Annotated in this window: 12 protein-coding genes; 4 read left to right on the forward strand and 8 right to left on the reverse strand. The window is 37.7% G+C overall.

Annotated elements, in window-relative coordinates; translation table 11 throughout:
* Positions 1-1244: 1244 nt before the first annotated feature.
* Entirely contained in the window at positions 1245-3113 is a 1869-nt protein-coding gene (gene mnmG / locus DVR12_RS10290) for a tRNA uridine-5-carboxymethylaminomethyl(34) synthesis enzyme MnmG (RefSeq protein ID WP_116975590.1), read from the reverse strand.
* Between the two features lie 176 nt (positions 3114-3289).
* Positions 3290-3715 (reverse strand): rRNA maturation RNase YbeY, encoded by a 426-nt coding sequence (gene ybeY, locus DVR12_RS10295; protein WP_116975591.1) that lies wholly within the window; start codon positions 3713-3715, stop codon positions 3290-3292.
* Positions 3716-3873: 158 nt separating this feature from the next.
* On the opposite strand from ybeY, the gene DVR12_RS10300 reads away from it, so the two are divergent.
* Complete coding sequence (locus tag DVR12_RS10300; RefSeq protein WP_116975592.1) at positions 3874-4110, forward strand: FeoA family protein; 237 nt, start codon at positions 3874-3876, stop codon at positions 4108-4110.
* Positions 4111-7021: 2911 nt separating this feature from the next.
* On the opposite strand, the gene nadA is transcribed toward DVR12_RS10300, so the two are convergent.
* Entirely contained in the window at positions 7022-8023 is a 1002-nt protein-coding gene (gene nadA, locus DVR12_RS10305) for a quinolinate synthase NadA (protein ID WP_116975745.1), read from the reverse strand.
* A gap of 772 nt (positions 8024-8795) precedes the next feature.
* On the opposite strand from nadA, the gene DVR12_RS10310 reads away from it, so the two are divergent.
* Both DVR12_RS10310 and DVR12_RS10315 read left to right on the forward strand, forming a co-directional pair.
* A complete protein-coding gene (locus tag DVR12_RS10310) occupies positions 8796-10874 on the forward strand; it encodes a peptidylprolyl isomerase (RefSeq protein ID WP_116975593.1) in 2079 nt (692 codons plus the stop codon).
* 95 nt (positions 10875-10969) lie between these two features.
* A complete protein-coding gene (locus tag DVR12_RS10315; protein ID WP_116975594.1) occupies positions 10970-11476 on the forward strand; it encodes a DUF2480 family protein in 507 nt (168 codons plus the stop codon).
* Here DVR12_RS10315 and corA read toward each other — a convergent pair.
* The 3 genes from corA to DVR12_RS10330 form a co-directional block, all read right to left on the reverse strand.
* Positions 11473-12579: a magnesium/cobalt transporter CorA gene (corA, locus tag DVR12_RS10320; protein ID WP_116975595.1), complete on the reverse strand. Its 1107-nt coding sequence runs from the start codon at positions 12577-12579 to the stop codon at positions 11473-11475. The genes DVR12_RS10315 and corA overlap by 4 nt on opposite strands.
* 170 nt (positions 12580-12749) lie before the next feature.
* Entirely contained in the window at positions 12750-14000 is a 1251-nt protein-coding gene (locus DVR12_RS10325) for a DUF3472 domain-containing protein (protein ID WP_158563248.1), read from the reverse strand.
* 220 nt (positions 14001-14220) lie between these two features.
* A complete protein-coding gene (locus DVR12_RS10330) occupies positions 14221-14604 on the reverse strand; it encodes a septal ring lytic transglycosylase RlpA family protein (protein WP_116975597.1) in 384 nt (127 codons plus the stop codon).
* A gap of 112 nt (positions 14605-14716) precedes the next feature.
* Between DVR12_RS10330 and DVR12_RS10335 the strand changes: the two genes are divergently transcribed.
* Positions 14717-16456, forward strand: a complete 1740-nt coding sequence (locus DVR12_RS10335; RefSeq protein WP_116975598.1) for a thiamine pyrophosphate-dependent enzyme — start codon at positions 14717-14719, stop codon at positions 16454-16456.
* On the opposite strand, the gene tamL is transcribed toward DVR12_RS10335, so the two are convergent.
* On the reverse strand, positions 16457-18913 hold the full coding sequence (gene tamL / locus DVR12_RS10340; protein WP_116975599.1) for a translocation and assembly module lipoprotein TamL: 2457 nt from the start codon (positions 18911-18913) through the stop codon (positions 16457-16459).
* Entirely contained in the window at positions 18897-23972 is a 5076-nt protein-coding gene (locus DVR12_RS10345) for a translocation/assembly module TamB domain-containing protein (protein WP_147323441.1), read from the reverse strand. Before DVR12_RS10345 ends, tamL begins: the two co-directional genes overlap by 17 nt.
* Positions 23973-24157 lie beyond the last annotated feature (185 nt).

Here is a 24157-nt window from a genome sequence, read left to right on the forward strand (position 1 = left end):
TAATAACAAGGGATGAGGATGTTTGTTTAGCCTTTATAGGTAATGATTTCAGCGGTTAGGAAATATTAACAATACTATTTGACTATGAATCAATCTGCCCCATAATTGCCACAGGTGTGGAAATATCTTTAGTATTCGGATTATTAGCTGACTCATGAATTCAATTTACGTATAGTCGTGAACGTTATATACGAGATACTTACTTTGGTTGAAAGAATTTCAACATAGAAATTTAGCGAGGTTCAGAAATGTGAAGATTTATTATTGATAAAAATTGATGTTTTAGGCCTGTTGATGATGAATTATTGTGGAAGTATACTAATTGGCCTAAGAGCGTATTTGCGATTTTGTTTGGTTGATACTAATTATTAAAGTTCAATTGATCGATAGATTAAGACTATCATTAGTGATGAATACATTTTTGATTTTCACTTTCTGTTAGTAGTTCTGGCTTGTGATATAGAAGATTTCATATTTCGATTGAAAAATTTTGTCCTGTACCAGTTTATCTTACAATAACCATTATTAATAAGATTAATTCGGGGTCATGTGATTACTAATTGAAAATTTCATGTTTAATGATTTGTATTGGGATTTGATAAAAGATTTTGCCTTTGTTCCTCGTCTTGCAAATCCATTTTCAATATGATTAATATTTTTCCAGATTGATACTTTGAAATTTTTTTGATCTCTATTTTTTGAGATTCTCAAAATTATCAGCTATCGGGAATTAGTTTTAACCGAGCTTTTATAGTTTTTAAAATTAGACAGTTTGAGGATTTTAGTTTGAGGATTTTGGTTTGATGATTTTGGTTTGAGGATTTTAGTTTGATGATTTTAGTTTGATGATTTTAGTTTGATGATTTTAGTTTGATGATTTTAGTTTGATGATTTCAGTTTGATGATTTCAGTTTGATGATTTCAGTTTGATGATTTCAGTTTGATGATTTTGTAAAAAAGATGATCAATTTTTATGAACATAAAAATTCCCATTCTTTGGCCCATTTAGAGCATTAAAATCTTCCTTTAAAGTACCTCATCCTTTTAAAGCCTATTTTTAGCCTTTTTTTTGATCCCTTCCCCTTTTACAACACTTATACTCAACCATTCGACGATCTTTAAATTTTACAGGGTTTCCAGAGGTCGATTTTTCCCAAAAAAACATTTTTTTTAGTTTTTGAAGGTATATATAAATAAAAAGGCGCTGAAAAATCAGCGCCTTTTAAAACATAAATTTATAAGAATTATCTTCCCATGTATACCATTAAGATTTGAACATCACTTGGATTAACTCCACTAATTCTGCTTGCTTGTCCTAAAGTATGTGGGCGAATTTTATTGAATTTTTGTTTGGCTTCGCTCGATAAAGAAACTAGTTTGCTATAATCGAAATTGGAAGGAATTACCAGGTCTTCCAGCTGGCTCATTTTCTGAACCAATTCCATTTCTTTCTCGATGTACACATCATACTTGATTTGTATTTCTGCTTGTTCCAAAGTTTCTATATCATATCCTGCCAAAGCCTGATCAATTTTAGCAACCTGATCTTTCATTGAAAAGATGTCGATATTTGGTCGTAATAAGATCTGATGAGCTTTTTGTTTTTGTGATAAAGGGGCTGAAGATTTAGCTTCGAGTAATGCACTGATTTCTTCTGGTTCGATAGAAAGTTCTTTCAGTGTTTTTTTGATTTTTTCTACACCTTCTCTTTTAGCCAGCATCTTCTGCATTCTTTCTTCGCTGGCCAATCCCATTTTATAGCTTCTTTCGGTGAGTCTTAAATCCGCATTATCCTGGCGCAATAGTGTTCTGAATTCGGCACGGGAAGTAAACATGCGATATGGTTCTTCGGTACCTTTATTAATCAGGTCATCGATTAACACACCGATGTAAGCCTCACTTCTTTTCAATACAAAAGGAGCTTCTTCTTTACTTTTCAGGTGAGCATTAATTCCGGCCATGATACCTTGGCATGCAGCTTCTTCATAACCTGTAGTACCATTTATCTGGCCAGCAAAAAAGAGGTTCTGAACATGCTTTGTTTCCAGAGAAAACTCTAATTGAGTAGGTGGAAAGAAATCATATTCTATAGCATATCCTGGTCTGAACATTCTACAATTTTCAAATCCAGGTACCAGGCGAAGTGCTTTCATTTGCACTTCTTCTGGTAAGGAAGTAGAAAATCCATTTACATAAATTTCCACGGTATCCCAACCTTCAGGTTCTACGAAAAGCTGATGTCTTTCTCTTTCGGCAAAGCGATTGATTTTATCTTCAATGCTTGGGCAGTAACGAGGACCAGTTCCTTGAATACGCCCTTGGAACATTGGAGATTTATCGAATCCTGTTTTCAACATTTCGTGTACTGCTTCACTGGTATAAGTGATCCAGCAACTTCTTTGTTGGGCAGGTTTAATTTTGGGAACATCGAGATATGAGAATCCAACAATTTCATCATCTCCTTTTTGTTCTTCCATTTTAGAATAATCGAGGCTTCTGCCATCTATTCTTGGAGGAGTTCCTGTTTTTAATCTATCGCTTTCAAAGCCCAGGGAAACTAATTGTTCTGTTATTCCTGTGGCAGCCTTTTCTGCTACACGACCTCCACCAAATTGTTTTTCTCCAATATGGATGACCCCATTAAGGAAAGTTCCATTTGTGAGTACAACCGCTTTAGCTTTTATTTCGTGGCCAAGGCCAGTTATAACACCATAGCATCTTCCATCTTTAACGAGCAGACCTTTCACCATATCCTGGTAAAAATCTACATTCTGAGTTTTTTCGAGTGCTTCTCTCCATTTAGCGGCAAAAAGCATGCGGTCGTTTTGCGTACGTGGACTCCACATAGCAGGTCCTTTAGATCGGTTGAGCATTCTGAATTGGATCATAGATTGATCTGTAACAATTCCAGAATATCCACCTAAAGCATCAATTTCCCTAACAATCTGACCTTTTGCAATACCACCCATGGCAGGGTTACAACTCATTTGAGCTATGGTTTGCATATTCATAGTCACCAGAAGGACTTTTGATCCCATATTGGCAGCAGCGGCAGCAGCTTCACAACCAGCATGTCCGGCGCCCACAACAATTATATCGTAAGTTGGAAACATAATTCGTTTTTGGAAAGTGCAAAATTACATAGAAGAAGGGAGATTGTTGATATAAAGTATAATGTTCCACGTGGAACATTATACTTTCCTTAAAAAGAAAAAAGAATGTTTCACGTGGAACATTCTTTTAAAACAGATACATTATGTTCCACGTGGAACATTGGTTAAATGTTCTATTATTTACCAAAATACTTATTCAAGTATTCCTCTTCTTTACTTCTCATTAAAGCAGCCTCTTTCTTCGATTTATCTTTAAATCCACATAAATGCAGAGCTCCATGAAAAATTACTCTATGTAATTCATGATTAAAAGGAACTCCAAACTTCTCAGCATTCTCAGTAACTCTATCCACACTTAAGTAGATCTCCCCTTCAGTCACTTCCGGGTCCTCACCCATCTCAAAAGTTACAATATCGGTGTAAGTATCGTGCTGTAAGAATTGCTTATTGATTTCCAATAAATATGCATCAGTGCAAAAAACATAATGCAAACTTTTTAAGCCTTGCCCCTCTGCAGTGAATAAGTCAGATAAAAATTGTTTCAGCTTCCTTTTATCTTTAAGCTGATCTTTCACTTCGTGTGCTGTAAATTGAATAGCCATTAATTCTGTATAATAATCAGATGTAAAAATATAGTGAAATTTGCTTTTGCTTCACCTTTCTTTTTGCATTATAAGGATACAAAGGTAACTTTGTTCTATCATTCAGAGAATGAACTCCAATGCCGGAACTAAGATTTTAAAAGATTAATACGCAGGAAATGAAAAAGGGCGCAATTAAACTATCTTCCCTTACAACGGGTAAAAGTGCAGTAATCATTGAATTCGAGAAAGATGATCTTCATATTAAACTAATGGAAATGGGCTGCGTTCCTGGTGAAGAAGTAAAAATTGAAAAAATTGCTCCATTAGGAGATCCAATTTCAATTTCAGTAGCAGGATATAATTTGTCTTTACGCAAAACAGAAGCCGATCACATCTGGGTAGAAGAAATCTAACTTATTATTTAGGTATTTAGAAGAGGTTGACCAAGCTAATTGGTCAACCTCTTTTTTAGAATTCCCCCCGAAACAATACAATCTAATTTTCTCGATATAGCTTCAAGGTATCTAATCTTAAAGGTATCTACCTTCAATTCTACTCCCCTCTATATTCAATAAGCAATGTCATCAATCTAATTATTACGATACTTACTGAGAGTCAACGGCAATAGATTCTATTATGTAGGGCCTGTGATTAGATATCCTTCAAATGCTTTCTCAACATCTAACTCCCAGGTGTATATCTAACAAAAAGAAAAAATCTTTGAGAGTTCCAACCTTTCACTGGAGCGAATGGCTATATAGGGCTTCCAATCCAGAAAAATCCTTACAAATCAGTGCTAACTCTATCCTTAAATCATAAAATGCCAGCTCCTTCAAGTTAGAAAAAGAAAAATTTTGAGATTTTTTACCTTCATGGTGTAGAAAAAGGTATTCACAGCTTCAAATCAAAGAGGAATCCTCATACCTCGGAACTAATTCCATTTCTAAATCATAAAATGCGAGCTTCTATAAGTTAGAAAAAGAAAAATTTTGAGATTTTTTACCTTCATAGCGGAGAAAAAGGTATTCCCTAATCCAATCCAGGAGAAATCCTTGTAGCGCAGAACTAATTCCATTTCTAACTCAAAAAAAGCCTGTTCTAAGAAGCTAGAAAAAGAAAAATTTTGAGATTTTTGCCTTCGTAGTGGAGAAAAAGGTATTCACAGCTTCAGATCAAGGAGTAATCCTTACCCCTTGGGCTGATTTTATTTATAAACGCCAGATTTTCGAAATTAGAAAAAGAAAAATTTTTGAGTTTTACCTCAATAATGGAGAAAAGTAGTTGAAGATCCAGGAGAATTCTTATAATTAGGGGTTAACTCTATCCTTAAAATAAGGATACCAACATCTCGAAGTTAGAAAAAGAAAAATTTTTTGAGATTTTGGAATATTTGTGAATAAACCTGCCATTTATAGATTCAGAGCCAGGGAAATTATTATTATTAAGAGCCAATTCTATCCTAAATAAGTCGAAAAAATATCGTCAAAATCTACAATCGTACTTCGTAACGTCACTTCTTTTTTAAACAATGGAATTTTAATGAAAAACCATACGAATTTTGTCGAAAATCAACTCAAAAAAGAAAATTTCACTAAAAAATTCATGTAAAACATCAATTTTTTAGTCTTGAAATTCTTCTATCCTTCCCTTTCAGTAAAATCAATGAGTACGTTTCTCTCTACCAAAAAACTATTTCTGTAAACCTGTTAACACCTGGCATGATTTAATCTTAAAAGATCTCTCCATTCAAAATATATCAAACAAACAATCTCCATTAACCTTCTCCAAAATAATAATGATCAGTTACAGCAAATTATTTAGTATAAATCTAAAAGCTCTATAATGCTGTGAAATTCATGAATTCAAGGATACCAAAAAAGATTACTAAATATCAAATTGTCAGCCTCTTACTCAGACGGCCAGAGTTGCATAGATTTTACTTCACTTAAGTCACTGTTAGCAACAAATCAAATATTAAATTCTCAACGCCATATAAGTGCGTTTACTTTTTGTTAAAAAACAATATCCCGGGGTTACCAAGGAAAATATACTTCTATCTAATTCTCATACATTGTAAATCAGCATGAGAATTGACTGGAACTCTAAAACATTGGGTTACCCTAGGAAAATCCAAGAAATTGAATTGTCAATGTATTAATAGTTCTCTTACAATCGAAGAAAATAGCTAGTTCCCGGCATATCCAAAGAGAAAAATAAAATAATCGAATCTCAGCCCCTTCATAATATCCTGACAATCGAATAAAATATTATACTGGTTCTTATATCAAAGTCTAAAATAGAATATCAAATTCTCAGCCCTTTCACCAGGCGCCTATAATTACATGAAAATTGGGGCTTTCGTAGATATACAAGAAAAAAAATTTTTATTGAATTCTCAGCGCACTATCTAAGCGCTGACAATCGGATAAATCTGAAAAATGTGGGGAATCCACAGCAAAACTTAAAATATTAAACTCTCAGAGCCTTCTAAAAATGAAAAAAACTCTGTATATCCCCTATAACAAAAAGAAAAAAAATTTCGAAGCCTTTTAGAATTGGATGGAATTGTTGATCTCCACCATAAGGCAAGTTATACTTCAACTACAGTGCTCTCCTATGCTCATGAGAATTTGATAATCAAAATATTACAAGGGTAACCACGATAAAAAAATTTCCATTCAATTCTCAAGGCCTTCAAATTTTTATTTTCACTTCATAATGTGGAAAAGTGGATATCTAACTAAAATTACTTCGTGAATAAGAGCGCTGAGAATCTGATGAAATTTGATATTCCCAATATAACTATGAGAATATGGCACTCATAATAGCTTAACAGGTTGCTGAGAATTGCATATAAAAACAAGCGCAAGGGTATACACAGTGAAAGAAAATTTTTTCGATTCTCAGGGCCTTCATTTTTTCGATTTTTCATTTTTTGTGGATAAACAATATCGTTGTTAACAGCAAAAATTAGGTTTTACACAAGTTTACAATATAATATTTCACATTCTCCCTAAAACAAAGATGAATTATAACATTCTCAGCGTTTAAATAGCACTCTGAGAAATCGATATTCAAAAGGAACGTGGACTAACCCAATGGATAAAATAAATATCAAAATCTCAGGGCCTTCATTTTTAGTTTTCAACCGTATATAAACATAATATTCACCAGATATACACAGCAAGAAGTCGATTTATAATTAATTAGTATTCAAATAATTCATATAAAAAATAAGGCCCTGGGAATAATTTATCCCCAGGGCCTTAATAAGGTTATACACAAATAGTCAGACTATTTTTAAACTGATTTTCAAGTACTTAGCTATAGTCCAGCTTCCGCGCTAATTTTCAGCATTCTTTCTATCGGCTTTAAAGCAGCAACTCTCAATTGTTCATCCATGGTAATTTCAGGTTGCTCATATTCCATACACAAATACAATTTTTCCAGCGTATTGAGTTTCATGTGTGGACAATCATTGCAAGCACAGGCATTATTAGGAGGAGCAGGAATAAAAGTCTTTTCAGGATTGTCTTTTTCCATCTGATGCAGAATACCGGTTTCAGTAACTACGATGAATTCCTTTGCACTGTCTTTCTTGCTATACTTCAGCAAGGCAGTAGTGGATCCGATATAATCAGCAATTGCAAGCACAGCTGGTTCACATTCTGGGTGAGCAATAATCTTAGCTTCTGGGTGACGAACCTTAAGCTTTGTAATTTTCTCCAGAGAGAAGATTTCGTGGACCATACATGCACCATTCCACAAAACCATGTCTCTACCCGTTTTTTTGATCAAATAAGCCCCTAAATTCCGATCGGGGGCAAAAATGATCGGCTGATCCTTCGGAACGCTCTCGATGATCTTTTCGGCATTAGAACTGGTACAGATGATATCACTTAATGCTTTGATCCCAGCAGAACAGTTAATATACGAAATCACGATATGGTCTGGGTACTTATCTCTGAACTTCTTAAAAAGCTCAGGAGGAGCGCTATCGGCTAATGAACATCCCGCTTTCAGGTCGGGTAAGAGTACTTTTTTCTGTGGACTTAAAATTTTAGCAGTTTCTGCCATAAAGTGTACTCCTGCAAAAACTATAATATCGGCATCGGTTTTAGCAGCTTGCTGACTGAGGCCTAAACTGTCGCCAATATAGTCTGCGATATCCTGGATGTCTGGCTCCTGGTAATAGTGTGCCAGTACAATTGCATTTTTTTTCTTTTTTAAATCTTCGATCGCTGCAAACAGATCTAAAGACGGATCAACGGCTATATCTAAAAATCCTTTTCGTTGCAAATTTTTTTTCGCGTCAGCGATTTCCATAATCATATCTATATACTTATTTATTTAATTAAAAGAAAAAGCCCACTACTATTAGGGCTGTGAATATGTGGAAATTTAATTTTTTACCCTGATACAAATGTAGTTGTTATTATTTTCTACTACACTTTCCACACTAAATTAACATACGATTTCCGCGCCAATACTCACTTTTTATGTTTTCATCCACATAGGTGGATATCGTTGTTAGTGAAAATCTTTTTAGTTGACATAGTATTAGAAAGTTGTTGAAAGACGAGCTTAACTATTCACAAATCGACCTCTTAAAAGTTGAGGTATAAATTTAGGAGAATAACAAAATTATTTATTCCTGTGTATAAAGGCACCTTTTCCCACCATTTTTTGGGTTTTACAGGGGTTTTTACACATCAATTGTGGAAAAAAAGCGAGCAGGGAACTTCAAAGGCCTAAATTTTATTTCAAGCGAAATACAAGGCTTTTATTCACATTTTTATGTGAATACACTAAAACGCGTTTTCAACAATTGTGAATAATGAATTGAGAACCTGGTGCGGTCAAAATTCATGGAAATATAGTCACAGAACCACTTTTAAGATTATAAATAATTGAAAATAATAAACTTCGAAAATGGGTTGATGTGTGGAAAACCTGTGAATGCCTGATAGACCACAAACGTGTTATAAACACCTGAAACCCTTTACAGTACTGGATTACAAGCTAAAAAATACTCTTTTGCAGTTACAGTTATTTTATTCTATTTTTGCTAACCTTAAAAATGTAGACTATATAATATATGTCAGTAATTCAGAAAATCAGGGACAAATACGCCGTTACGATCGTAGTAGTGATTTGCTTGGCTATTGTTAGTTTCCTATTGCAGGATGCCTTCTTTGGCAAAAATTCTTTTATGCGCCGCAGTACCACCGTTGGTAAAGTGAATGGCGTGGAACTAGATCAATCAGAATACTTACGTCGTATCCAGGTTGCAGAAAACAATGCGCGTTCTCAATATTCTAATATTGATGATCAGATGCGCGATCAAATTCGTGAGAGTGTTTGGAATGAATTTCTGACAGAGCAGATCATGGGTGAGCAATACAAAAAATTGGGCCTGGTAGCTACCGAAGCTGAAGTAGTAGATCAGATTTATGGTAAAAATATCAACCCACTTGTTGCTCAACAATTCTCCCGTAATGGTGAACCTGTTGATCGTGAAGAAGTTAGAAGGGCTTTAAGTAACCCTAACCAACGTGAAGCGATTTATGAATTACAAGACATGGTTGCCAAATACCAACAGCGACTGAAATATGTTACATTAATAAAACAAGGCATCTATTATCCTAAATGGTTAGCACAACAAGAACAACAGGATAATAGCCAGATTGCCAACATCTCTTATGTAAGCGTTCCTTATGCTACCATTTCAGATTCTACTGTTAAAGTAACAAATGCTGAATTGCAAAGATTTATCGATGAACATAAGAAACTGTTCCAGGTTGAGGAATCACGCAAAGTGGAATTTGTAGCTTTTGATGCAATTCCTTCAGCTGCCGACTCTACCGCTGCTATTCAACACATCGTTTCTTTAAGAGAAGAATTAGATACAACTAAAGAAGTTGCAGGTTTTATTAACCGTAACTCTGATATTAAATTCTACGATGGTTTTATTTCTAAGAGCATGGTAAATGTTCCACAGAAAGATTCTATCGTAAATCTGCCTATCGGCGGAATCTTCGGACCATATTATGATAATAACCTTATCGTGTATGCGAAAATGGTTGATCGTAAGAATTTACCAGATTCTGTAAAAGTTCGTCAAATTGTTCTTGTTTCAGGAGCTCAGGGTGGCTTACCTGATTCAATCGCTTCCCGCCGTGCAGATAGCATTGCTGTTGCACTTCGTGGTGGTGCTAATTTCAGCGAATTAGTGATGAAATATTCTGACGATCCTGCAAAAACAACGAATGGTGGTGAAGAATATATTACTCCTACTACCCAGGCTTACCCAGAATTCAAAGAATTTGCTTTAGAAGGTTCTAAGGGCGAAATCAAAGCAGTTAAAACTGCTGTAGGTTATTTCGTTACTCAGATTATGGAGCAGAAAAACATCGGGCCTGCTATTAAAGTTGCCTATTTAGGTAAACCAGTTGAAGCCAGCAAAGAAACTAACAATGGCGTTTATGCTGCTGCTTCCGAATTTGCAGGTAAGAGCAACAGATCTGCCAGCGATTTCGAAAAAGCTATTCAACAAGGTAAACTGAATAAGAGAATTGCAGAAGTTAGACCAATGGATTTCGCAGTTCCTGGTATTGGTCAGGCTCGTGAATTAGTTCGTTGGGCTTATGAAGCTAAAACCGGTGCTGTAAGTAATGTATTTACCTTCGAAGATAAATATGTAGTAGCTACCTTATCAAATATCACTGCTGAAGGTACTGCTCCTCTTGCCTCAGTTAGACCAATGGTTGAAGCTGAAGTAAGAAGACATAAGAAAGCCGAGCAGATTATTTCCAAACTGCAAACTCCTGCTTCTCTGGAGGCTGCAGCTAGTGCAACCAATCAACCAGTGCTGAAAGCAGAGAATATTACTTTCGCTACTCCTTTTGTTGCTTCTCTCGGATTCGAACCACGCGTAGTAGGTGCTTCTTTCAATAAAAGCTGGGGCACTGCTAAAGTATCTACTCCTATTGAAGGTGGTGCTGGCGTATATGTGATCAAAGTTGATAACTATCAGCCAAACACCCAGCCTGAACAGGATATTGCTACTATGCAAGCTGCATACGAGCAAAATATGGGCTTACTGTTGAATCAACAACTGATGCTAACATTGAAGAAACTTAGCAACGTTAAAGATACTCGCGGTAAATTCTTCTAAGTCATAACATTTTTACTGACATACTAAAGGGAGGCATTAGCCTCCCTTTTTCTTTGCAGAGATTCGTAAATTTGTATTGATAAAATATAGAAGAAATGGACGAAATAGTTAATAAAGTAGCACAGAGTGGACTGGAAACCATAGACTTAGAAGGATTTTATCCAAATGGGGATATTGTGACTTTCGATATGAAAGACCATTTGTTTATGGGATTGATCCTTAAAGAGAAGGATTTCAGAGCTGCTCTTCAAACCTATGATTGGGAACAATATCGCGGAAAAAATGTAGGTCTGATTTGTAGTGTGGATGCTGTCATACCTTTATGGGCATATATGTTGGTAATGACCTATCTGGAGCCAATTGCAAATTATGCTGCTTTTGGAGATGCCGATTTTATATATAAAACACTTTATCTGAAAAATCTCGCAGCTATTGATGTTTCTGCTTATGAGGATAAAAGAATTGTTATTAAAGGATGTGGAGATAAGCGCGTGGGAGAAGTAGCATATGCAGAAATTACCCGCTTGCTCAGACCTGTTGCCAAGAGTATAATGTATGGAGAACCTTGTTCAACAGTTCCTGTTTACAAGAAGAAAAGCTAGAACCATCCTCTTTTTCTGAATATAAAGATCATAAGGATCAATAGTAAACCCATACCGCCAAGGGTATAGTAATAGCCATATTTCTTTTCTAATTCAGGCATGAAGTGGAAATTCATACCATAAATTCCTGCAACCAGCGTTGGAGGAGCCATTAAAGTGGTAACAACAGCCAAAACCTTCATGATTTCATTCATTTTAAGGTTGAGCTGGGTATGATACATTTCCTGTAAGTTGAGCACCATATCGCGATAGTTGTCGGCCAGGTCATTACATTGAATAATATGGTCATATACATCCTTATAATATTTGGTGACCTGATCTTCCAGCAAATCACTTTCACTTTTTAAGAAGCCATTCACTAATTCCCGTACAGGTGAAATGGCTCTCTTAAATAAGAAAACCTGGCGACGGAGATAGTTTATCCTGGCTAATGTTCTGGTGTTAGGCTGATGTTGAACGAGGTCTTCCATCATTTCAATCCTTTCTCCCAGTTTATCCATTACAATGAAGTAGTTATCAACAATAACATCCAGAAGCGAATAACATAAATAATCGGCGCCTCCGTTTCTTATTCTGGATCCTTTTAATGAAAGTTTGGTTCGTACGGGGTCAAATACATCGCGGGTTGGATCTTCCTGGAAAGAAATCACGAAGTTTTTCCCCATTACAATGCTTACTTGTTCAAGATCTACAGAACTGGATTCTTTATTGAAATAAATCATCGGTAGTAAACAAAATAATCTATCATTAATTTCATCCATTTTCGCACGTTGCCCATTGCTTAAAATATCTTCCTCAATAAGTGGATGGATTAAAAACTGTTGACAAACAGCGTGTACTTCTTCCTTTCGGAGACCATCAATGTTTATCCACGTTAGAGTGGGTGATTCCAGGTATTTAAACGTTTCTTCAACTTTGTTTAAAACTATTTGTGAGCAAGAATCAGCGCTGTAATCGAAAACTGTAATCAGAATTTCTGAGGCAGGCTTGCGTACTGATGTTCCGGCAGCTGGATTAAAGTTCATAATTCGCTGCTTCTTTAATTTGAATGGGTTTAAAACCTGCACAACATCAGTAATTGGTAATTTATTACGCCTGGCCATCTTAATTCCAAAGATTTTAGCATGAATTTAAAGTAAAAAATTTCAACAGACCCCGTGATTTTTAAAGGAGAAATTGGGGAAAATGCAGAAAATAAATGCGCCACCTTTGTCCTATAGGGTATGTGGACAAATAAATTTATTAAAAACCCGGATAACAATCCGGGTTAATATTAAAATTTCGGAAGGTCAATAGTTGGGATAATGCCATTAGCGGGGCGTTCAAAAATATCCCCATACTTTGCGTTGGCTGGTTTAAATCCACCATTCCATAAGTAGAACCATCCATTTTCACTTCCACCGCCAAAATCAATACGATCTTTTGCTCTTGCAGTGGCATCAATTGAAAACTTAGCTTTAGTAAGTTCTATCCATTCTCCTTTATCGGTTTTAATCCAATGATTTCCGAAGTAACCTTTTCTCCCCCATTGACCGTTTTCAAAATTGAAATTTTCAAGGAAAGAATAAAGCCCTTTCATATATACCCCATCTTTAGGAGCCCTGAAACTTGCTATTAGTTTCCATTCCTTATGCTCGGGAACATAAAAGTAGGCTGTATAAGTTGTGGTATTACCAGTAGGCACGCTATGCAAAAGAAAACGATAGGTTTCATTAGCCTTCCAGTTGTAAATCCAGTGGCTATGGCCTCCTGTGCCTTCTCCCCCAAACCCACTTGCATAAACACTATCTCCCTTTGCAAGAAGTACAACCTGATCTTCATACTTTACTTTGCTTCTTTCTTCAGGTTCCCCTCCTGAATCCCAAACACTAAAGATTATACGACGCTCAGTAGGAGAATTTACCTGCATTCCGAAATAACCTCTGTGAAAGCCACAGGACATGAAATATGAATCGAGTTTATCTTCTCCCTCAGGAACTTTTATTTCGCCATAAAACCACTCAACTTCCTTGTTTTCGGGAGTCGGATAACTTAAGTGTACAGAAGCCGATCTGCGCCATGGCTTTGGGTTATATTGAATGTTCCTGGTTATATCGCCAGTTAATGAAACCCCTTTTATATTGGCGTAAGTTGCTCCCCTTTTACTTAATCCCTTAATAGAAATACAATAAAAGCCAGGTTGACCTAATTCAGTTTTCATTACAGGAAGAGATTTGAAATTAGTATTGGAAGGAATGCTAACTTCTTTTTGAGAACCATTTACAGAAACAGATAATTTACTTTCAGTGGTGGCGTTGGCAATAAGAGAAATATCGATACTTCCCTCACGAGCTGCATAAAAGTAAAAATTAACTATTCCTCTATTATCGGTCCAGTTACGAACACCATTTTTTTCATCTACTACAGCATATTTTTCGGATGGTTCTACATATGCAGTATATCCCGGTAGGGTGATAGATGGTGCCTGTGCATAGGAGGCAATAGCCACGAGAAGCGCGGTGGCAGTTGAGAGTAATTTTTTCATGATCATTGTTCTAAATGTGCAATGAACAAATAAAGTAGCAACTGTTAGTAAAAGCAAGTAATCATGAACAAAAATTACAAACCAATGAGAAACTTCTTTACCCGCATTCTGTAAGAAATAATAATAGGAGGATCTGAAGGAACTTATTCTTCTCTCTGCGTTAATAAAGAAGGCATACTACAGATAGGCTAAAATAGAATGCAATTCCCGTTTCAGCTAACTACTTTTTCTTCTTCTTATACTTAATCTCAACGTTTGCAACTCCCGTATTTAACATGCCAATTCGCTGTGCCGCTTTAGACGACAGGTCGATAATGCGGCCGGCTACAAACGGGCCACGGTCATTAACAATAACTCTGACACTTTTTCCATTGGCAACATTGATGACAGTAACTTTAGTTCCAAAAGGTAAAGACTTGTGAGCTGCTGTTAATCTACGTTGACGGAATATTTCGCCACTGGCTGTTTTTTTTCCATCAAAACTATTGGCATAATAAGAAGCTTTACCTGTTTCCGTAATCTTGCGGCTACAGGAAGAGAAAGCAATGAGAATCAGAAGCATAGCTCCTAATGAGCGTAAAAAGGGAGACGGGATAGTAATCATATAAGCTAATAATTGCCTGTTATAAAAGTAAGGCAATTTTCATGAGGAATATTAAAATATAGGGATGAACCAATGTTTTGTTCACGCTGTTAGTACATAAAACAAAAGGATTATGGCAAAATTAGTTGCAGATCAAATAGTTGATATGTTGGTAGAAGCGGGTATTAAACGGTTATATGCAGTTACCGGAGATAGTTTGAATCATCTTAATGATGCCATTAGAAGAGATGGAAGAATAGAGTGGATTCATGTAAGGCATGAAGAAACAGGTGCTTACGCCGCCGGGGCAGAAGCTCAGCTCAATGGACTGGCGTGTTGTGCTGGCAGCAGTGGGCCAGGCCATGTGCATTTGATAAACGGTTTGTATGATGCCCATCGTTCCGGGGCCTCCGTAATAGCCATTGCCTCAACTTGTGCTACCATTGAATTCGGAAGTGATTATTTTCAGGAAACGAATACTATTAAGTTGTTTGCAGATTGCAGCTGTTATAATCAAATAGCTACAACCTCCGAGCAGGTACCAAGAATGTTGCAGGCAGCTATACAACATGCAATACATAAACATGGCGTAGCAGTATTAGGTTTGCCTGGTGATATAGCATCTGATGATGCCAGGAATATTACTACATCAACAAAAGTATATAAACCCAATCCCATTATCCGACCTTCAGATGAGGAAATTATAGAGCTGGCAGCTTTGCTGAACAAGGAAAACAATATTGCAATTTATTGCGGAATCGGAGCTGTAAAAGCTCATGATGAGATAGTGGAATTAGGTCGATTATTAAATGCTCCTATCTCCTATTCTTTCAGGGCTAAAATGGGTATTCAGCACGATAATCCATATGAGGTTGGGATGACGGGCCTGCTAGGGCTTGCATCCGCATACCGCAGTATGCATGATGCAGATGTTTTACTTTTACTAGGAACAGATTTCCCCTATACTCCGTTCTTTCCGGAGAAGAATAAAATCGTTCAGATTGATATTCAGCCGGAACGACTTGGTAGAAGAGCCAATCTGGATATGGGATTATGTGGCGATATAAAAGATTCCCTTTCAGCATTGATACCTCATCTTAAAGAGAAAAAAAGCCGTGATTTTCTGGATGCGATGCAGACCTTTTACAAAGAGGTTAACCAGCGAATGCAAACATATGTGGAAGACAGAGGAAAAGAAGATGCAATTAGCCCGGAATTTGTGGCAGCGACACTTAATAAGCTTGCATCTTCCGACGCTATATTTACTGTTGATACCGGAATGACGAATGTTTGGACCGCCCGCTATATAGAAGGAACCGGACAAAGAATGTTATTGGGCTCTTTTAATCACGGGTCTATGGCCAATGCTATGCCACAAGCCATAGGAGCTGCACTTGCACAACCTGGCAGAGAGGTATATGCATTGTGTGGAGATGGTGGATTATCTATGCTCTTAGGTGATTTAATAACAATTGTTCAGTATCATTTACCGGTTAAGGTAATAGTATTTAATAACCGTTCACTCGGAATGGTAAAACTTGAAATGGAAGTAGCCGGATTACCCGACTGGCAGACCAGTATGTTAAACCCCGACTTTGCTGCTGTTGCTGAAGCCATGGGATTTAAAGGGTTTACAGTGCGTTCGCCAAATGATCTGGAGAGTACATTAACACTGGCAATTCACACACCGGGGCCAGTACTCATCAATATTTTTACGGATCCGGCATCTTTGGCAATGCCTCCTAAAATTGAGTTTTCTCAATTGAAAGGGTTTGCCCTTTGGATGAGCAAACTTATGCTGGGCGGACGTTATGAGGAAGTATTGGAAGCAATTAAATCAAATTACAAACACATAAAAGACATCAATATATAATTAGAAAGGATAACCAATGGCAATATTCAATACCAGATTCTTTTTTCGCCAATCAGGATCACCAAAGTCTATTTTGTCAAATACCCAACGCTGACCTTCCGGGAGATATGGAATTCTGAATGGTGTGGCCAAATCGAGACGCACTACCACAATAGATGCATCGATACGCAGACCAATTCCGCCCCCTACAGCTATTTCCCTATAGAAAGTATTAAAGGTGAATTTACTTCCTGGCTTATCAGGAACATCTTTTTGTAACCATATATTTCCTGCATCTACAAAAGCTGCAAAATTAAATACACTGGCAATATGTATTCTTAGTTCCGTATTAAGTTCCAGTTTGATATCACCAGCCTCATTAGCCAATAGAGAAGAAGTATCTGCAGCATAGTTGTGATAAGATCCCGGGCCAAGTGTTCTTGCTCTGAATGCCCTGATGCTACTACTACCACCAGTAAAGAACTGTTTTACAAAAGGAAGGGTTTGGGAATTGCCATATGGCAAACCATAACCAATCAGTAATCGGTTTACCCATTGTTTGCCTCTTCCAATTTTCCAGTAATGGCGGCCTTCCAGGGTTAGTCTTTCATATTGGGCAAAAGAGTTGCCTAATATGGTTTTCTGACCGGTATCATTTCTTGGAATAATTAAGCCTGCAAGGTTTCCAGAGATATCGATATTTCCACTCAGAAAGAAACTATGTATCCTATTAGGATTCAGGGTATTGTATGTAATAGTGTAATTGCTGCCCAGAATGAATTGCTTTTCAATAGCAGCTCTTTGACTGGGATCATTTGCCAAAATACTATCGTAGGCAGTAGTTGTTTTAGTTGGCAGTACATAGGTTACAGCTATTGGAGCAAGATTATGGCTCAGGTGTTGATTCTTCTGCCATAGATATTGAAGCTGTAGCGTATATGCGTTTAAGTTATACATATCAGATCTGCTATATAACTCATATCCGGCGCTTATTCTTGTTTTAGGAACATAAGGAGCGCGTATGTTTAACCCTCTGAAGGGCGTTAAAAATCTCGGAACGGTTACCGCTACTGAAGCCCCTAACGAATAGGAGTTGGAACCACCAGCATTACCACCCGTCTGCCATTCCATACCTCCCTGTAAGCCGATCTCCAGTAATGACGCAATATGCAGCCAGTTACGGTTTTTAGCGGTTAAACTTACCTGAGATCCAACAAAACCATTGGACTTAGAAGTACCTCTAAGCTCTGTTTGCAGTGATCTTCGTTTATATGGAGTCAGGTAGAACTTTGCATCTAACCACCCACTATCTAAAGACCATCGATTATTGACCAATGCTCTGTAATTAGATCTGTCTGTTGTATCTCTGACAATAGTAGTATCGCTTAAACGGCGTATTGATGTATCCCGTACAATTTGATTTGGATTTCCACCCAATATATTGTGTATGCTGGTATCTCTTACCGGTTGGAACTGACCTTTTACAAATTTGAATACTCCCAGATTAATTAATCTTTGAAGGGTAATATTATGAGAGCTTAGCCTGTACAAACTATCAGGACGTAAGAATACAGATTTGTCGAAAGTAGAAGCCTTAAACCGGTGAACCGAATCCACAATATAAATTCCTTTATACTTCATTGGTGTACCAAGCGTTGAGGTAGAATCATTATCTAATGAATAATCAGGGAACAGAACAATATCACGCATTTTGTATGGCCTCAATGCTAAGGCTGGAGTGTTATCCTTTATTTTTACATATAGATCTATTTTCCCGTCATTCGTGCTATCTGCTTGAACTAATAAATAATCTGGTGTGAAATAATAGTACCCTTGTTCTTTTAAAATAGCGTGTATGCGATCACGTTCGGCCTTAATAGAATCCAATGAATACGGAGCTCCAACAATCAGAGAGCTCGTCTCTTTTGTTTTAGTGATAGTTTTCCCAATCCAGCTGGTATCCGTTAAAAATGTAACACTTTTAATAGTGTATCTGTGGTTGGGAATAACAGTATAGTTTATGCTTGCTTTTTTCTTGCCGGAATATTTAATTTCAGAAGTAACATCAGATTGGAAGAACCCATTATCAACCAAATATCCTGTTAATATTTCTGATGTATAATTGGGCTTGGCTGTACTTAGTAATACAGGAGGTTCCCCCCATTTTTTTCGCAGTAAATAATTCAGGCCTTTTCCTTTAGGTTCATTCCCCAGATTATAAAGCCACAATTTGATTGGCATTCCAAGAAATTTTCTATTGGGATTAGGTCTGATTCTTTTATTTAATCCGGATTGCAGGTCGGAATAATCTTTCGGCTTCTTCTTCGTAACGGTATCATTAGTCCATATTATTTTGCTGCCGGTATACAACCTGTCGCCACTTGGAACAGTACGAGTAGTACTGCATCCGGTGATAAACAGGAATACAATGCAGAACAGTATATTTTGAACAGATGTTACGTTACTTAATAATCGCATCAGTGGTTGCCGGATTTTTATCGTCGTTGTTTTTGTTGTTTCGCAACTTTTCTCTTCGGGTTGCGATTTTTGATCTTTGAAATATTTCTCTGAATTCGTCGTAGTCCATCACCAGTGCAAATGCAACTCCGGTTTCTACCACCTGGCCATCAATGACAGTAGTACCATCATTACGTTGATAAACTCTTATTCTATATCTACCATCACTAGTCAGCTTATATTCTATTGATATGTCGCCAATCAGATTGCTGGCATTTTGGGTGTTTCCTGTAAGCATAATATTTGAACCAACGGAAACGGATAAACGATCATTGAATAGTTTTTTAGAGGCTCCAACGTTCAGGGTTGTTGTTTCCTGCGCCGAGCCAGTAGAGTAATCTTCCTGGCTCTTCAGATCAAAATTCAGATCAATACCCTTGATCAGATTACCTGCCAGATTATTTAATTGCTGTGATAAAATTTTACTCACACTGTTTCTTGCGGCCTGTTCTACTCCACCTCCTGTACTTTCGAGCGTATTGGTAGGATCATCAGGAATGAATGTATTTAATACCAGTAACCCCATCACCTGTTTATTCAACTCAGATGGCACCTGGTTGATCTGTTTAATACGATTATAAGGGGTACCGCTCAAAGAGTTTCTGTCTTTTTCTTCCATGTCGAGCTGGAAGCTGATATCAGGTTTCAATATGCTGCCTTTAATCATCAGATATACGAGGAAAGGCATACGTTGGCGATATGTATTACGCTGTTCTGCGGTCATACTCGATAGTTGATCAGCTACCAGATCGTATGCAGAGGCATTGACAGTATATTTTGCTGTGATATCAACATCTGCATTTGTCGGATCACCGTTAAAGGTAATAGAGCTACCCTTTTGAATATCGAAGGATCGTTTAATCAGTTGATTGAGCGACATTTCGTACTTCCCTTCGTTGATTTCATACCTGCCGGTAAGACTTAATTTGCTGCTGGGGTCCAATGTAGCATTAATACTGGCAGTTCCCTGAGCCTGAACATAATCGCCATTTTGGGCATCGATAATTATTTTGATAATTGATTCTGGGGTGATATCAAGATTGCCTGATAAATAAATCCCCTGTAAACGCGTGGTGCTGTACTTAAGACTGTCCTGCCGGGCAAGCAGTGCAGAATCGACCGGGTTCGACATATCCACAAATTCAACTACTCCTTCCCTGGTGGCAAGCCCTGGTTCGTCTTGCGGTAATGTCATAGTTACTTTTGATTTATCCTTTAGTGTAACTACTGCATCAACGCGTGGTAAGTCCGAAGTTCCTCTGATTTTTATTTTGCTATCAACGAATGCAGGTCCATATATCCATTGATCCTGAGTTTGCTGTTTACCAAGTACCATAAAGTTATTGGCATTCACATCAAGATTTAAAAAGAATCTGGAGTAATCGTTTGTATTAATTCTGCCATTTACAATAAGCTCGTTGTTCAAACTATCTGCAACGACCAGGTTATTAAGCTTAATACCTTTTTCATCTATCAGAATGTTTTCATCCGGTAAATGGAATGTGGAGCCAATCATATTTACCATACCGGAAGCATTGTTGAAATGCAGGCTTCCATCAACCTTCGGGTCAGAAGGAGTGCCGGTGATAGTAAATTGTCCGTTGGCCGTACCTGCCATTCTGGAAACGCTTCCCATTGTAAAAGGCTCCAGAGAAGACATACTTAACTTGTTGATATTTAGATTTGCGTTGATAGTACTATCGTAAGTTCCATCAAGCTTAATATCATTCAGACTGCCGGAAAGATTGGCTGTAAGGGCATAACTGGTTGGAGTCAGGTTGCTGACTTTAGCATCGAGCGTACCAAAAGGTTTATTCCTGACAGTAAGATCATCGACCTTTAAATTTGCTAAAATGAGAGGAGAAGCATTCCAGTTGCGCACTGTTGCATCTGCATTCAGGATACCATTTGCGAGTAAGGTATCGGTAGCAAGAAGTCCGGTTATTGTTGATAAATGAAAATCAGTAATTTTTGCTGCGATAACAGGAACAGTACTGCTATCGTGTTGTGTATACAGGTGAATAGATTGAGCGCCCTGATATAACCTGATATTAGCGGTATCAGGCATACCATTATGTAGTCTGAAAACATTATTATTATCTACACTCCATGCCTCTTTATTCAACAAAATTCCAGGCTTGAGGGAAAGCTCAATTACATTATCGTTCAGGAATGATAGGTAACCTCCGAATTTATATTTAGGTTGCCTGTTTACATCAGTAAGTAATGTATTAAATTCTACCTGTCCTGCATTTGCCTTTGCTGCAACATAAGTATAAAACAGTGGGAAGGTAGGATGATTCAGCTTTGAGATTGCTGTATATGAATTTAGAGTGGTATCTACGATTTTTGCATAGATACGCAGACTATCTATTTGCAGGGAGTCGTATTCCAGTTTTGTAGCGGCGGCATGTAAGTAAAGTAAACTACTATCACTATTAATTCTTCCTTCCATAGTTAATGGTACATCCATCCGTAATGCAGGGAAGAGCGGCTGTAATGATTTAGGCCAGATTAATGAAGCTGTCCATGAAACAACCTGGTTGCCAGGAATCTGAATGATATTAGCGGAATCATAAGGCAATAAAGGTTTACTGATAATACCTGAATAGGCAGCCCCGATTTTCCTATAATCCATATGCCCGTTTGCGTTAATAGTGCCAACAGGGCTTTTCAGCGAAATGTATTGCTGGTCAGTATATTCTGCCAGTAAAGAGGTACTGTCTATTGGGAAAACCTGACCATTTGTAGCAATCTGCCAGTTGGTAAGATATGCACTGCCTTCTACCCTTTGCGGTTCTATACTTGCAAAGTCTGCGTTAAGATTACCTTTTAATGTTAAAGGTTCGGAATACCAGTTAGTGGCGTAGAGGTCTGCATTGGTAAGATCGAGGAAAAGGTGTAAATCTCTTACAGTGGTATCAGATAATACTCCTTTTACGTTAAATTGGGCCAGTACATTAGTATCTGCGCTCTCGCCCTGCGCATGAAAGTCTCCTTTATCGATACTCCCATTGATGCTCACTCCATGATACGTGTATTTATTATAGGTAGCCTCACTTAGCTGAGCATTTGCATTAGCAATCATTCTGCTAATAGTGTATCCCTGGCCGTTTGCTTCCAGCCGACCCGAAACCCAGCCATAGGTAGTATCATATAGCATGATGCCCGGGTTGGCCCGGAAATATGGAATATTTAATGCATAACTACTTCTGATACTATCAGTAATATTTGTAAGACGGGCATTTATGTTGGCATTAACATAATCACTTTTCAACTGAAGCGCAGTGATCATGTTTTTAAGTCCACCTTTCAACATACCCGTAATAACCATGTGATTAGGCAAACGGGGAGTATCGGGCAAAGTGCCTGGTGGAAGCCATGAACGAAGTGCTTTGTTACCGGATTCGATATAGAGATCGGGTAAATATGCAGAGAAGTTATCAGGATCTGTAGCCTGTGTAACCTGGCTATTGTTTGCCCTGATTATATTGCCCTCATGATCGTTTATATAAAGTTGCCTGATATTGAGGTTTGCCATTGTTCCTTTCAGGAGGGCAGATAATGTTATATCCTTATTCCAAAGGGGTTTAAAGCTGCTATTCTTACGGGCACCGGGAACGAAACCTAACCATTCGCCCAAGGCAATACGAACGGAATCGAGATTTGCATCAATTCCCAATAAATCGGGTTTGTCTGCAATCATAGACCAGGAAGGGGCGGTTATGGTAATGGATTTTCGGATAATACTTCTATTGGTTTGAATCAATAGTTTATTAAGCGATATTACTTGTGGAGTATATATTACCTCCATATTTGTTTTCCTAAGTGTAAAGCCTGATTTATCCTTTGCAGAAAGAGCTTTAACTACAGCGGAGATGCTATCGGGCTGATATCTGATGTTTTGAATTTTACCATCAAGATTATGCAGTAACAGGTGGTTGTAATCGGGATCGGGGCCTGCTGCTTTCGGGGCCGGGCCACCGTTATCGTATCGTACTACAATTCTGTCCATATTTACCTGATTGGCAAAAACCTTCCAGGTATTGGGGGTGCTCTCTGCCGGGGTAGCCGGAGCAGGAGATTTTCCGGGAACCATCATTACGAAGCCGGCAGCCTGGCTAAGAGCCAGGTCTCCGATCTGAATATAAGTGGAGTCCTGATCCAGGCTACTATTGGTAACCTGAAGTTTGCCGACCTTCCAATTGGTGGAAATACCAGCACCTTCATCTTCATATAGGAAATAGCTGTTTTGAACCAACAGCTTCCTTAGTAAGAGGTGTAAAGATGCGGAGGTTGTATCAATTTTTGGAGGAGGCGGAGCTGCCTTTGTTGTAGCCGCCGGAATATATTTCTGGCGGAAAAAGCCTTTCAGTCCATCCAGTGTAATATTCCTGAATGCATAAATGCCGTCATCTATTAAGATATCGTCCGGATCTAAGTGCAGACTGTCAAATGTGGCGGCGGCGTGCATGCCTCCGGGAACATCCCAAAACTGAAGTTTTACAGTTTTGAAATTAAGATCTTTAAGTCTGAATTGAATAGTGGTACCGCTTGATGGAGCAAGTGTATCCGGTTTACTATTAGGGCTGCTAAATGCATCTATAGCGAATTGGTAATTAAATACCGTATCATGTTCTCGTTTATAGGCATTAACAATAAGTGTATCCCAGTCTAAGCGCTCTATTCTCAGTTCATTGCTGATGAGAGCCAGTAAATTGTATCTTAATTTCAGGTTGGCAGTATAGAAGAGTGTTTGATTAGAGGTATCGGCAATGTAAATGTCTCTTAGTTCCAGGTATTTCCACCCCCTGGCTCGTAGATAACCTATATGAACTTTTGTATTAAGTTTTCTTTGAAGATATTTCTGGCCTTCTATTCGCAGGAAATTTTGAACCCCCTCCAGTTGAAGCAATAAGACAGCCATTACGGGCAATAAAAGCACCGCAACAAAAATCCATAATAGCCATCGCCACCAACGACGGACATGCCTTTCTTTGACTTCTGTTGGTTCTGTCACTATGCGCGATTAGAAAAACTACTGAATATAAACGTAAAAGGACGCTTATGGTTTACTTTGCCCAAAGGTTAGTGTAACCAGGAGCGTTAAAGCAGGGGTACAACAAAATTTATACCTGAGAGTCTGTAAATCACTGCATTTATTGCAAGAATACATTAAATACGGAAACGAACATACTATTTTAA

This window comes from Chitinophaga silvatica, assembly GCF_003419895.1.
In the GTDB taxonomy this organism is placed as follows: domain Bacteria; phylum Bacteroidota; class Bacteroidia; order Chitinophagales; family Chitinophagaceae; genus Chitinophaga; species Chitinophaga silvatica.

Coding starts and splice junctions, on each gene's coding strand:
- mnmG (WP_116975590.1), bottom strand. CDS start 3,113: ATGTTTCCAACTTACGATATAATTGTTGTGGGCGCCGGACATGCTGGT.
- ybeY (WP_116975591.1), bottom strand. CDS start 3,715: ATGGCTATTCAATTTACAGCACACGAAGTGAAAGATCAGCTTAAAGAT.
- DVR12_RS10300 (WP_116975592.1), top strand. CDS start 3,874: ATGAAAAAGGGCGCAATTAAACTATCTTCCCTTACAACGGGTAAAAGT.
- nadA (WP_116975745.1), bottom strand. CDS start 8,023: ATGGAAATCGCTGACGCGAAAAAAAATTTGCAACGAAAAGGATTTTTA.
- DVR12_RS10310 (WP_116975593.1), top strand. CDS start 8,796: ATGTCAGTAATTCAGAAAATCAGGGACAAATACGCCGTTACGATCGTA.
- DVR12_RS10315 (WP_116975594.1), top strand. CDS start 10,970: ATGGACGAAATAGTTAATAAAGTAGCACAGAGTGGACTGGAAACCATA.
- corA (WP_116975595.1), bottom strand. CDS start 12,579: ATGGCCAGGCGTAATAAATTACCAATTACTGATGTTGTGCAGGTTTTA.
- DVR12_RS10325 (WP_158563248.1), bottom strand. CDS start 14,000: ATGAAAAAATTACTCTCAACTGCCACCGCGCTTCTCGTGGCTATTGCC.
- DVR12_RS10330 (WP_116975597.1), bottom strand. CDS start 14,604: ATGATTACTATCCCGTCTCCCTTTTTACGCTCATTAGGAGCTATGCTT.
- DVR12_RS10335 (WP_116975598.1), top strand. CDS start 14,717: ATGGCAAAATTAGTTGCAGATCAAATAGTTGATATGTTGGTAGAAGCG.
- tamL (WP_116975599.1), bottom strand. CDS start 18,913: ATGCGATTATTAAGTAACGTAACATCTGTTCAAAATATACTGTTCTGC.